Origin of the sequence: Comamonas aquatilis (assembly GCF_965139575.1) — a bacterium.
Classification (GTDB): Bacteria; Pseudomonadota; Gammaproteobacteria; order Burkholderiales; family Burkholderiaceae_C; genus Comamonas; species Comamonas aquatilis.
Genome location: NZ_CBCSIW010000005.1, coordinates 1 through 12,973 on the forward strand (window position 1 = coordinate 1; position 12,973 = coordinate 12,973).

Genomic DNA, 12,973 nt, shown 5'->3' on the forward strand with positions numbered 1-12,973 from the left:
CTTGGGAGCAGGAGCAGGAGCAGCNGCCTTGGCGGNCACAGNCTTGGTCGCAGCCTTCTTGGGAGCAGGAGCAGGAGCAGCAGCCTTGGCAGTCACAGTCTTGGTTGCAGCCTTCTTGGGGGCAGGAGCAGCAGCCTTGGCGGCCACAGTCTTGGTCGCAGCCTTCTTGGGCGCGGCGGCCTTGACGGCCGTGGTCTTGGTTGCAGCCTTCTTGGGCGCAGCGGCCTTCACGGGTGCAGCCTTCTTCACGGCTTCAGTCTTGGGCGCGGCCGCCTTTTTTACAGACACTTTTTTCTCGGTCGTGGCCTTGGCGGCCGTCTTCTTCGCAGTTGCCATCATTTTCTCCTTAGTTGATTTGCATAAAACGCTTCGCAACTTTTCAGCTGAGAAGCGATTCAAGGCGATGTGGAGTGACGCATCGCAATGAACACGGATCCGCTTCAACCTCAATACGCATTTTTAGTAGCAATGAAGTGAAGCAAGTCATGACTCGCATTGTGCCTGCTAAGAAGCAATTAATCCCAAGAAAGTGCGCCTCCGGTCTGATACTCGATCACTCGTGTCTCAAAGAAGTTACGTTCTTTCTTCAAATCGATCATTTCGCTCATCCAGGGGAAGGGATTTTCTTCGCCAGGAAAGAGTTCTTCCAAACCAATTTGTGTGGCACGGCGGTTGGCGATGTAGCGCAGATAGCCCTTGAACATCGACGCATTCATGCCGAGCACGCCGCGTGGCATGGTGTCTTCTGCGTACTGATATTCGAGCTCCACGGCCTTGCGGAACAGCGCATTGATTTCTTGCTTGAACTCGGCAGTCCACAGGTGCGGATTTTCGAGCTTGAGCTGGTTGATCAAATCGATGCCGAAATTGCAGTGCATGGATTCGTCGCGCAGGATGTACTGGTACTGCTCGGCCGCACCCGTCATCTTGTTCTGACGACCCAAGGCCAGAATTTGCGTGAAGCCCACGTAGAAGAACAGACCTTCCATCAGGCAGGCAAAAACAATCAGGCTCTTGAGCAGGGTCTGGTCGGTTTCGGGGGTGCCGGTGTGGAAGTTGGGGTCCATGATCGCCTCGATGTAAGGGATCAGGAACTCGTCCTTGTCGCGGATGGATTTGACTTCGTTGTAGGCGTTGAAGATTTCCGATTCATCCAGGCCCAGCGATTCCACGATGTACTGGTAGGCGTGGGTGTGAATGGCTTCTTCAAAGGCCTGGCGCAGCAGGAACTGGCGGCATTCAGGCGCGGTGATGTGGCGGTAGGTGCCCAGCACGATGTTGTTGGCAGCCAGAGAGTCGGCCGTCACGAAAAAGCCGAGGTTGCGCTTGACGATGCGGCGCTCGTCTTCGGTCAAACCATTGGGGTCCTTCCACAACGCGATGTCGCGCGTCATGTTCACTTCCTGGGGCATCCAGTGGTTGGCGCAGGTGGCCAGATACTTTTCCCAGGCCCACTTGTACTTGAACGGAACCAGCTGGTTCACATCGGTCTTGGCGTTGATGATGCGCTTGTCTGCGGCATTCACGCGCTTGTGGGTGCTGGTGGCCGCGCCGGCTTCGGCGCTGGCAGCGGAAGGGGCGAAGGTGTCGTCGTCAAAGCTCAGCATTTGGGTATTCCTTATTGGAAAAAGCTGGGTGCATTGCAATCGACATCCAGCTTTTCAATCATTTATTGATGGAGCGGCGCCTCTCAAATATTGGCGCACTCTAAAGCGAGAGACACCGAGGAAGCGCCGCCGCGCACCGAGGGTGTCGTCCCCCTCCCGCGTAGCGAGAGAGGGGGAAGGCGCCTAAGCGCCTCAGGGGGTGTTGCCAGTTACTGGCAGGCTTCGCAGCCTGGGTCGTCAATCGCGCAGAACTTGATGTCCGTGGCGGGAGCCTGGGCACGTGCAGCGGCAGCGGCGGCTTCCAGTGCACTCACTGCTGGCTTGGCAGCGGGGGCCGCGGCAGCCGGAGCGGCGGAGGACACTGCGTTCAGCGTGCGGCTTTGAACCGTCGATTTTTCAATCTGGGTCGCGCTGGTGGTGCGCAGATAGTAGGTGGTCTTGAGACCACGCTGCCATGCCAGCATATAGGTGTCGTTGAGCTTCTTGCCCGATGCGCCGGCCATGTAGATGTTCAGGCTCTGGGCCTGGTCAATCCACTTCTGGCGACGTGCAGCGGCTTCCACCAGCCATTGGGGTTCCACTTCAAACGCGGTGGCGTACAGGCTCTTGATCTCTTCGGGCACGCGGTCGATGGCACGCAGCGAGCCATCAAAGTGCTTGAGGTCCATGACCATGACGTCATCCCACAGACCCAGGCGCTTCAGGTCACGCACCAGATACTGGTTGATGACGGTGAATTCGCCGGACAGGTTGGACTTCACGGAAAGGTTGCCGAACGAAGGCTCGATCGACGCATCCACACCCACGATGTTGGAGATGGTGGCCGTAGGCGCAATCGCCACGCAGTTGCTGTTGCGCATGCCGTCCTTGGAGATCTTGGCGCGCAGAGCATCCCAGTCCAGCTGAGCCGAGCGGTCCACTTCCACATAGCCGCCGCGGGCTTTTTCCAGCAGGTTCAGGGTGTCCAGAGGCAGGATGCCCTGATCCCACAGCGAGCCCTTGAAGGTGGAATAAGTGCCACGCTCCTTGGACAGCTCGGTCGAAGCCCAGTAGGCGTAGTAGCAGATCGCTTCCATGGCCTGGTCGGCAAACTCGACAGCGCCGTCGCTGGCATAGGCCGTGCGCATTTCGTACAGCGAGTCCTGGAAGCCCATCAGGCCCAGGCCCACGGGGCGGTGGCGCAGATTGGAGTCCTTGGCCTTTTGTACGGCGTAGTAGTTGATGTCGATCACGTTGTCGAGCATGCGCATGGCCGTGGTCACGGTCTTGCGCAGCTTGTCATGGTCGAGTTTGCCGTCCTTGATGTGCTGAACCAGATTCACGGAGCCCAGGTTGCAGACCGCGGTTTCGGTGTCGCTGGTGTTCAGTGTGATCTCGGTGCACAGATTGGACGAGTGAACCACGCCCACGTGCTGCTGGGGCGAGCGGATGTTGCAAGGGTCCTTGAAGGTGATCCAGGGGTGGCCGGTCTCGAACAGCATCGAGAGCATCTTGCGCCACATGTCGGTGGCAGGAACCGTTTTGTGCAGCTTGAGCTCGCCCTTGGCGGCCTTGGCTTCGTAGGCGGTGTAAGCCTTTTCGAATTCGGCGCCGAACAGGTCGTGCAGATCGGGAACGTCGGAAGGCGAGAACAGGGTCCACTGGCCTTTTTCCAACACGCGCTTCATGAACAGGTCTGGAATCCAGTTGGCCGTGTTCATGTCGTGGGTGCGGCGGCGGTCATCGCCGGTGTTCTTGCGCAGTTCCAGGAATTCTTCGATGTCCAGGTGCCACGATTCCAGATAGGTGCAGACGGCGCCCTTGCGCTTGCCGCCCTGGTTCACGGCCACGGCCGTGTCGTTGACGACCTTCAGGAAGGGGACCACGCCTTGCGATTCGCCGTTGGTGCCCTTGATGCGGGCACCCAGAGAACGCACGCGCGTCCAGTCATTGCCCAGGCCGCCGGCAAACTTGGACAGCAGAGCGTTTTCCTTGATGGCGTCGTAAATGCCGCCCAGGTCGTCTGGCACGGTGGTCAGATAGCAGCTCGACAGCTGCGAGCGCAGCGTGCCGCTGTTGAACAGCGTGGGCGTGGACGACATGAAGTCGAAAGAGCTCAGCAGTTCATAGAACTCGATAGCACGGGCGTTACGATCCTGTTCATTGAGCGCCAGGCCCATGGCCACGCGCATGAAGAAGGACTGGGGCAGCTCGATGCGTGTCTTGCGTACGTGCAGGAAGTAGCGGTCATACAGCGTCTGTAGACCCAGGTAGTCGAACTGCTGGTCTCGCTCGGCCTTCAGGGCAGCGCCCAGGCGGGGCAGGTCGTACTGGAGCAGTTCGGGGTTGAGCAGCTCGTTGTCCACGCCGTTTTGCACAAAGCCGGGGAAGTACTCGGCATAGGCCGCTGGCATTTCCTCGGGTTGCACGTCGCGGCCCATGACTTCGCGCACGATGGTGTGCAGCAGCAGGCGGGCGGTGACATAGGTGTAGTCGGGGTCTTTCTCGATCAGCGTGCGGGCTGCGAGGATGGAAGCCTTGTACACCTCGGCCAGGGGCACGCCGTCATAGAGGTTGCGCAGCGTCTCGGCGACGATGGGGGCAGCCTGGATGTCGGCATTGAGGTTGCGGCAGGCCGACTCGATCAGTGCCAGCATGCGCTGCTGGTCCAGGGGCACGCGCTGGCCGTTGTCCATCACATGCAGCGAGGGCGCGGGAGCGGCGGCGGCAATGGCGGCGGCTTCGGCAGCCTTCTTTTGCTCGGCACGTTCCTGGTTGCGGCGATCACGGTACAGCACATAGGCGCGGGCCACATCGTGGTGACCACCGCGCATCAGGCCCAGTTCGACCTGATCTTGAATGTCTTCAATATGGAAGGTGCCGCCTTCGGGGCGCGAGCGCAGCAGGGCGCGCACCACGGCTTCGGTCAATTCATTGACGGTATCGCGCACGCTGGCGGATGCAGCGCCCTGGGCCCCGCGCACGGCCAGGAAGGCCTTGGTCAGGGCGATGGCGATCTTCTGAGGGGCAAAAGGCACTACGTCGCCGTTGCGGCGAATGATTTGGTAGTTGTCAGCAGTCGCAAAGGATGCGTTTGCGGCGCCAGTTTGCGCGGCAGAAGACAGGGGATTCAGCACTTCTTGCATAAGTTTCCTCTGGATCGAAATGTGGATAAGGCAGGCAGCGGCCTGCACAGGTGGCAGGCCCTCAAGGAGACGGATCAGCGCTTCGGTTTACACATGGTTTGCACAGGGTGTGCACAACTTGTAAACACTAGATATGGGGTCTGAGGCGCTTTCAAACACTACCGGTAGTGTATCGCTGTTGAATTGAACAGGGTGGCTGAATGCTTGAAATCACCGTGATTCATGGCACTCCGACGCCGCTGGTGAGCACCCAATTACGGCTGCAACCCCCCGTATTTCCGTGCTTTGCGGCGCTTGGCGGCCTGGCTGGAAAATTTGTAAAAAATTCATGTGTTTGCATCAGGCGACAGGCTAGGCCAAGACGCTATTGACAGTACGGAGAATGCCGGTGAATCCGACCGTAAAGCGAAGAGCATGCTAAGGGCGAGTAGCTGTTCGCCCGCATGGCAGGCATGCTGGAATGCATAAAAGATAGCGGCAAGCGCAAGTTATGAAACAGGTTTGGACTTTCTTTACCTTGAATCCAAAGAAATAAAAGTGTTACGTGCTCCTGATTCAAGAGTGCTGTTGGCTTCGCGACTGCGTGTTCAGGCCGTGTTTCTGGCCTGTTGATGCTGCGGGCCTAGACCTGGGAGGGGAATTCCCAGGCGCTGGTCGCTTGGCCCACATGCAGGCTTTGCTGCAATCGCTGCCAGTCAAAGCCGCTGCCCGGATCCTGTTTGCGGCCCGGGGCTATGTGCTCGTGGCCGGCGATATGGCGCACGGGATAGTGTGCGCCTATGGCCTGGCACAGACTATTCAGGGCCCCGTACTGCGCAGCTTCAAACGTCAGGCCTTCCAGGCCCTCCAGCTCTATGCCGATGGAGTCGTCGTTGCAGCGCTCGCGCCCGCGCCATTGGGAGACGCCTGCGTGCCAGGCACGGTCGTCGCAGCTGACGAACTGCCAGATCTCGCCAAGCCGGGTGATAAAGAAGTGCGAGGACACTTCCAGGCCGCGAATGCCCTGGTAGTAAGGGTGGGCGTCCCAGTCAAGCTGGTTGGTGAAGAGCTGCTGCACGGCGCCTGTGCCGTACTGGCCGGGAGGCAGGCTGATCGAGTGCAGCACCACCAGATCAATGTCGGCCCCCGGCGGGCGCAAGCCGTAGTTGGGTGAAGGCAGGTGGCGAGCGGTGTCTAGCCAGCCTTTTTTCCAGCGGCCGGACGAGGACTTATGGATTGCTGCGGTCATGGTCCGGGCTTTCGGAGTCGCCGCGTACGCCATCGCCGGGCAAGCTGATGCCCAGGCGCTCGATGCGGTAGCGGATTTGTCTCAGGCTGATGCCCAGTTTGGCGGCCGTGGCCGTGCGGTTGAAGCCGTGGTCCTGCAAGGCGCGCTCCAAAATAGCGCGCTCCTGGTTGTCCAGCCACGACTGCAGATCGTCAGGCAGCTCGTCGGATGCGGGTTCAAGCGAAGCAGGAGGCGTTGTGGCCGTGGCCACGCCCGGAGGCGGCGGCGGGGTAAAGCCGTTGGCGGCTGGCTGTGTACCGCTTTTCTCGGGAGAGGTTGCCATTTCGGCCGCTGCAGAGGCCAGGGCTTGCTCGGGAATGCGCAGCGGCCCTTCGTCGCCCAGGGCAATGGCGCGGTGCAGCACGTTCTCCAGTTCGCGTACATTGCCTGGTAAGGGAAGCTGGGCGATCTGGGCCAGGCTGGTGGCATCCAGCTCGGGCTCGGGCATCTGGGATTCGCGGGCCAGCCGCGTCAGCAAAGTGCGGCACAGGGCCGGCAGGTCTTCGCGGCGCTCGCGCAGCGGCGGCAGCGCAATCTCGATCACATTGAGCCGGTAGTACAAATCCTGGCGAAAGCGCCCGCTTTGCACATCGGCAGCCAGATCGCGGTGGGTGGCGCTGACGATGCGCACGTCCACCGCCTCCTCCTGGGTGCTGCCCAGAGGGCGAACCTTGCGCTCCTGTATGGCGCGCAGCAACTTGGCCTGCATGGCCAGCGGAAGATCGCCAATTTCATCGAGAAACAGGGTGCCGCCCTGGCCGGCCTGAAAGTAGCCTGGTCTGTCCTGGGTGGCGCCGGTATAAGAGCCTTTGCGGGCGCCAAAGAATTCGGCCTCCAGCAGGTTCTCAGGAATGGCGCCGCAGTTCACGGCAATCAAGGGGCCCTGGCTGCGTTGGCTGCAGGCATGCAAGGCCTGGGCCGCCAGTTCCTTGCCGGTACCCGATTCCCCGTGAATCAGCACGGGAGCCATGCCCTTGGCCACCTTGGCAATGCGTTGCTTGACGGACTGCATCAGTGCCGAGGAGCCGACCAGCGCCAGCAGTGCATCGCCGCCAGCGACAGTGCCGGTATTGGTCGTGTTTGTGGCGGCAGGGGCGGCACCCGGCGGCGGTACGGCGCCAATGCCTTGCACGGCCGAGGCCACGACCTGGCGAAACTGGCGCAGATCCACCGGTTTGGTCAGGTAGTCAAATGCACCGGCGCGCAGCGCTTCCACCGCGTTTTCGGCCGAGCCGTAGGCGGTGATGACGATGCAGCGTTCGCGGCGCTGCTGTTCACGCAGCTCCAGCAGCAGCTCCATGCCGCTGCCGTCAGGCAGGCGCATGTCGGAGATCAGCACATCGAAGCGGCGCGACTGCAGCTGCTCGCGTGCTTCCTGCACGCAGGCGGCGGTTTCCACACGGTAACCTTCCCTCAGCAAGGTCAGCTCGTACAGAGTGCGCAAATCAGGTTCGTCATCGACCACAAGAATCGATGCGCTGGCAGAGGTGGTGGAAATAGAGGTCACAGGGCTTAGACCACAATCAAATCGAACAGGGACTGCGCATTGGCAGGCCCTACGCTGCTGCTGAATACCACGGTGAAGGCATTGCCTTCCTGCATGCCTTGCGGTGTGGGCCGGGGTAGTCGCTGATAGCTGATGGTGGCACCGTAGCGCTGGCACAGCTCACGGCAGATATAAAGGCCCAGGCCGCTGGAGCGGCTCTGGGAAGAGAAGAACGGTTCGAACAAATGCCGCAGCACGCTGCTCTCAAGCGGTGCGCCATCGCTCCAGACCTGCAGCCAGCTTTGCTCTGCCGTGGCAGGGATGAAGGCGCTGACGCCATGCCCGCTGACAATTTGCAGGCTGTGTGCCTGCTGCGCATGGCTGCGGTGGCGTTGGGCATTGTCCAGCAAATTGACCAGCACACGGCGCAGATGCTCCTCGTCAAAGTTCACGACCTGCGCGGGGGCAGCCAGATGGAGCTGCAGCAGAGGTTGCTGCGAGGCCTGGCTTTGCCATTCGCGGCAAGTCTGCGCCGCATGGCGATCCAGCGCCAGCGGCGGGGTCTGGGCCAGAGCATCTTCCTGCTGCACGCGGGCAATATTCAGGATTTCCTCTGCAATGCGGTTGAGCCGCTCGGCATTCTGATTGACGATGTTGCACAGCTGCTGCGCCCCTGGCTGGCCGGCCAGGTCTTCCGCCAGCAAGGCATTGGCTTGGACGATGGCGGCCAGAGGGTTGCGAATCTCGTGGGCGACCGCGGCCGACATGCGGCCCATGGAGGCCAGCTTTTCGGTGCGCAGCTGGGCTTCCATCTCTCGCAAATCATGGAGAAACACCACGCACAGCGAGTCTGCGGATTCGGCATCGCTGGCCATCACTTCGGTAATGCGTGTGCGCAGGTGCAGGCCGGTGCGCCCCTGCTGGGGCGTGGCCTGCAGATGCACCGTGGCCGTGAGAGGACTGTTCTGGGCAAAACTCAGTTGCACGGCATCCATCAGCGGTTCCCAGGCGGTTTGGGTCTGCAGCGAAAAGCTGGGCGGATGGGAGGGCAGCAGGCTCAGCAACCGCAACGCTGCCGGATTGGCTTGCTGTACGCGCAGGCTTTGATCGACGACCAGCACGCCGTCAGACAGGTTGCTGATGACCAGGGCGTTGACCTGCTCCTGTGTCTGCGTGCGCAGACGACTGTGCAGGGCGGCTGCCCGTTCGCGGCGCACGCGGCGCGAGAGATCCTGCGTGAGATAGGCCATGCCGAAATAGCCGGCGCAGGTGAAGGCCGTCTGGTAGTAGGCCTGGGTGGCATCGCTGCCCTGACTGGCATGCAGCCATGAAACCATGGCCAGCAAGAGCAGCGTGACGCTGGCGGCCGTGCCCATGGCCAGCAGCATGCTGCCCAGGGCCGATGCAATCAGAATCGGGATGGCGAGCAGCGCCATGTAGTTGAGGTTGCTCGATTGCAGAATCTGCAGCAAGAAAACCGCCGCAATATCCACGCCTATGACGGGTAGCCACTGCAGGCCGGCCGTAGGCGCGGGCAGGTTGCGCGCTGCGGCCCAGCGCATCACCACGGTCAGCGCGAGATAGCCCAGGCACACCAGCCAGACCAGGGGACTGGCCGTGGCTTGCAGCTGAGTGCTCAGGGCCTGAAGCAGGACCAGGGCTGTGGCCAGCAGCACGCGGCCGCTCAGAAAGGCTTGCCAGATGCGGATAAAGGGCGCATTGAGGCTGGCATCGGCCTGCCGCGTAATCGAGACATCCAGCGGAATCATGGTTTGGGCCCATGGCGACTGGGATGAAGGTTGCTCCATCAGCGACGGGCCGCCTGCGCCTGGTGTTCGGCGCTGCAGTAAAAACGGCTTTTTTCGGTCAGCGCCTCGGCGCGCGGCAGGTGCACTCCGCAGTGGGCGCACTCCACCATGTCCTGCGGCGCAGCCAGCTTGCGCCCGGCGGCGGGCTGGGGGCGCTCCATCTGCGCCTTGCGACGCTTGCTGCGCCAGATGCCGACCGCCACGACGATGACCAGGAGAACCAGCAGGAATTTCATGCGCCACGCCCCAGCAGTACTTCAATCACAAAGCGTGAGCCCACATAGGCCAGCAGCAGCAAGAGCGCGCCGGCATACAGCACGCGCACCGCACTTTGGCCGCGCCAGCCAAAGCGCTTGCGCCCGAACAGCAGCACGGCAAACGTGATCCAGGACAGCAGCGAAAACACGGATTTGTGATTCCACACCCAGGCCTTGCCGTACAGCTGTTCGCCAAACAGCCAGCCTGCCGCTAGCGTGGCCGTAAGAACCGCAAAGCCCGCGCTGACGAAGCGGAAAGTCAGGCGCTCCAGGGTCAGCAACGGCAGGCCGCTGTCATGGTCGCCACCTTGGCGCATATTGCGCTCCGCCCGGTTCATCAGGGCCGCATGCACCACGGCGGCGGCAAACAGGCCATAGGAAGCAATGCCCAAAGCCAGGTGCAAGGGCAGCCAGGGCGATGCATCCACATGCAAGGGCTTACCGGGGAATAAAACCGTGAGCAGCACCGCGATGCTGCCCAGCAAGGAAAGCGGCCAGCGCGAGCGTAGCTGCGGGTACAGCTGCTGCTCCACCACATAGACCGTGAGCACCAGCCAGGCGGTGATGGACAGTGCCGGGGCAAAGCCGAAGTGCGGTTCCTGCGCCAGCAGACCCCAGGCCAGCGCCAAACCGTGCAGAGCCCAGGCCACGCGCAGGCTCAGTCTGGCCACTGTTTCCCGAATCCGTTGGGAGGCCAGCGCTGGAATCGCATAGGCAAGGGCTGCGGCGAGCGCCAGAGCCCAGGCGGAAAGACTGGTGCTGGCTGCAGAATAAGGCATGGAGAGCATGCTTTCTATGATAGCTGCGAGGACTCATAGTCGCCTTTTGTGTGCGGGCCAGGCGAGGACTGATTTTTCAATGACGAGCTTGCTGTCTGGGTGTGGGGCCCGCACACGGCTGCGTCTCTGGGATTTGGCCTTGTGCAGAAGGCTTTGTGGGGAAGGCCGATTTCGGCCGCATTCTGGCGGCACGGCTACACCCGCTTGACGGGCTTGCTGCCGGCCATGGTGACCCTTGCACCGATGAAAGCGCCTACTTTGCAAGGGCAGACCACTGAGAAGCAGGGCAGTTGGTAAAATGGAGTGCTTCGGGCGGGCAGGCACTGCTTTTCCTGCCAGCAATGCTGATTGCGGCCCAAGCCGCCCGACCTCGAGTCTTCCGGGACTCACCCAAAGGCGGCAGCACCGTCTACAACTTCAGAACACTTCTGCTTATGGCCTCCGCACTGACCGACAAACTCTCGCGACTCGTCAAGGAGATGCGTGGCCAGGCCCGCATCACCGAATCCAATGTGCAAGACATGCTGCGCGAAGTGCGCATGGCCTTGCTGGAGGCCGACGTGGCCCTGCCCGTGGTGCGCGACTTCATTGCCCGCGTCAAGGAAAAGGCCCTGGGCCAGGAAGTCATCAGCTCGCTGCAGCCCGGCCAGGTGCTGGTGTCCATCGTCAACAAGGAACTCGCTGCCACCATGGGCGAGGGCGTGGCCGACATCAACCTCAACGCCCAGCCGCCCGCCGTCATCCTGATGGCCGGTCTGCAGGGTGCCGGTAAAACGACGACCACCGCCAAGCTGGCCAAGCATCTGATCGAAAAGCGCAAGAAGAAGGTGCTGACGGTCTCGGGCGACGTGTATCGCCCGGCCGCTATCGAGCAGCTCAAGACCGTGACGGCCCAGGCCGGAGCCGAATGGTTCCCGTCTACGCCCGACCAGAAGCCGCGTGATATTGCCGTGGCCGCCCTCGATTACGCAAAACGTCATTTCTTTGACGTGCTGCTGGTCGATACGGCCGGCCGTCTGGCCATCGACGAATTGCTGATGGCAGAAATCAAGGACTTGCACGCTACCTTGAAGCCCGTCGAAACCCTGTTCGTGGTCGATGCCATGCAGGGTCAGGATGCGATCAACACGGCCAAGGCCTTCAAAGAAGCGCTGCCGCTGACCGGCATCGTGCTGACCAAGCTCGACGGTGACTCGCGCGGTGGTGCGGCCCTGTCGGTGCGCCAGATCACGGGTGCGCCCATCAAGTTTGCCGGTGTCTCGGAAAAGCTCGACGGTCTGGAAGTCTTCGATGCCGACCGCCACGCACAGCGCGTGCTGGGCATGGGCGACATCGTGGCCCTGGTCGAGCAGGTCACCAAGGGCGTGGACATGGAAGCCGCGCAGAAGATGGCCGAGAAGCTCAAGAGCGGCGATGGCTTTGACCTCAACGACTTCCTGGCCCAGCTGCAGCAGATGAAGTCCATGGGCGGCCTGTCCACCCTGATGGACAAGCTGCCGGCCGAGCTGGCGGGCAAGGCCGGTGCCGTGGACATGGACAAGGCCGAGCGCGAGATCAAGCGCAAGGAAGGCATCATCTGCTCCATGACGCTCAAGGAGCGCAAGCACCCGGCCCTCATCAAGGCCACACGCAAGAAGCGCATTGCCGACGGCGCCGGCGTGCAGGTGCAGGAAGTCAACCGCCTGCTCAAGGAATTCGAGCAAATGCAGACCATGATGAAGAAGTTCAAGGGCGGCGGTCTAATGAAGATGATGAAGAAGATGGGCGGAATGAAGGGCATGAAAGGCATGATGGGCGGCGGCATGCCAAAGTTGCCCTTTTAACTCCCCCTGAGGCGCTGCGCGCCTTCCTCCTCTCTGCTTCGCGGAAGGGGACGACGCCATCGCCGCAAGGCGGCTCTTGCTCGGCGTCTCTCGCTTGGAGTGCGTTAGTTTAAAAAGTGAGCTGCTAGTGCTTGTTGAATATGGGTTTAGATAGAAAAACTATCTGAAACCTTGAATTAAAAGGTACTAGCCGCTCACTTTTTTGTAAATAAACGCGCTAAGACTGGCTGCTGCTGCAGCTTTCTGAGAACATGCCTTCCCATGAAGCTACAAGATAGGACTTTCGTGGATGGTGCATCGGCCCAATGCTGGGAGCGCCGTTCTGCGCTGGTGCTGGCGGGCTCGCTGCTGGCGGTGCTAGCTGGCTGTTCCACCAAGCCCCGTCCCGCAGCGCAAGCCGGCGGCACGCGTTCGGCCCAGGCGCTCAATCTGGCTGATGATCTGCGCGAACCTCTGCTGGCGCGCACCATGCTGGTGGTCAACACGCCTTATACCTATGGCGGAAATTCCCCCGAAGGCGGCTTTGACTGCAGCGGCCTGATCCAGTGGGCGGTGGGCGGGATCACCGACAGTCGCCTGCCACGCACCACATCGCAGTGGGCACAGGTCAGCAGTCCCGTGCAGGGGCGATCCCTGATGCGCGGCGACTTTGTGTTCTTCAACACCCTGGGCAAGCCCCATTCGCATATGGGCATTTTTGTAGGCAACGGCCAGTTTGTGCACGCGCCGTCTTCTGGCGGCACGGTGCAGCGGGTGCGCATGGACAATGTCTACTTTGCCAAGCGCTTTACCGAGGCGCGCAGCATTTTTTCATGAGGCCG

Annotated in this window: 9 protein-coding genes; 2 read left to right on the forward strand and 7 right to left on the reverse strand. The window is 61.4% G+C overall.

The window, feature by feature from the left end; genetic code table 11:
• Window positions 1-515 precede the first annotated feature (515 nt).
• The 7 genes from ACNAZA_RS08560 to ACNAZA_RS08590 all read right to left on the reverse strand — a co-directional run bounded on the left by ACNAZA_RS08560 (window position 516) and on the right by ACNAZA_RS08590 (window position 10,338).
• On the reverse strand, window positions 516-1,607 hold the full coding sequence (locus ACNAZA_RS08560) for a ribonucleotide-diphosphate reductase subunit beta (RefSeq protein WP_415796111.1): 1,092 nt from the start codon (window positions 1,605-1,607) through the stop codon (window positions 516-518).
• A 209-nt stretch (window positions 1,608-1,816) separates the two neighbouring features.
• Entirely contained in the window at window positions 1,817-4,732 is a 2,916-nt protein-coding gene (locus ACNAZA_RS08565) for a ribonucleoside-diphosphate reductase subunit alpha (RefSeq protein WP_415796112.1), read from the reverse strand.
• Between the two features lie 622 nt (window positions 4,733-5,354).
• On the reverse strand, window positions 5,355-5,960 hold the full coding sequence (gene ampD, locus ACNAZA_RS08570; protein ID WP_415796113.1) for a 1,6-anhydro-N-acetylmuramyl-L-alanine amidase AmpD: 606 nt from the start codon (window positions 5,958-5,960) through the stop codon (window positions 5,355-5,357).
• Entirely contained in the window at window positions 5,941-7,464 is a 1,524-nt protein-coding gene (locus tag ACNAZA_RS08575) for a sigma-54-dependent transcriptional regulator (RefSeq protein ID WP_415796388.1), read from the reverse strand. The genes ampD and ACNAZA_RS08575 overlap by 20 nt, the downstream gene beginning before the upstream one ends.
• Before the next feature lie 47 nt (window positions 7,465-7,511).
• Entirely contained in the window at window positions 7,512-9,254 is a 1,743-nt protein-coding gene (locus tag ACNAZA_RS08580; RefSeq protein WP_415796389.1) for a sensor histidine kinase, read from the reverse strand.
• Between the two features lie 38 nt (window positions 9,255-9,292).
• Window positions 9,293-9,529 (reverse strand): PP0621 family protein, encoded by a 237-nt coding sequence (locus ACNAZA_RS08585; protein WP_415796115.1) that lies wholly within the window; start codon window positions 9,527-9,529, stop codon window positions 9,293-9,295.
• Window positions 9,526-10,338, reverse strand: a complete 813-nt coding sequence (locus ACNAZA_RS08590) for a cytochrome C assembly family protein (protein WP_415796117.1) — start codon at window positions 10,336-10,338, stop codon at window positions 9,526-9,528. The genes ACNAZA_RS08585 and ACNAZA_RS08590 overlap by 4 nt, the downstream gene beginning before the upstream one ends.
• Window positions 10,339-10,763: 425 nt before the next feature.
• Between ACNAZA_RS08590 and ffh the strand changes: the two genes are divergently transcribed.
• Together ffh and ACNAZA_RS08600 are read left to right on the forward strand one after the other, a co-directional pair.
• On the forward strand, window positions 10,764-12,152 hold the full coding sequence (gene ffh / locus ACNAZA_RS08595) for a signal recognition particle protein (RefSeq protein WP_415796118.1): 1,389 nt from the start codon (window positions 10,764-10,766) through the stop codon (window positions 12,150-12,152).
• Between the two features lie 261 nt (window positions 12,153-12,413).
• Window positions 12,414-12,968 (forward strand): C40 family peptidase, encoded by a 555-nt coding sequence (locus ACNAZA_RS08600; RefSeq protein WP_415796119.1) that lies wholly within the window; start codon window positions 12,414-12,416, stop codon window positions 12,966-12,968.
• Window positions 12,969-12,973: the final 5 nt, after the last annotated feature.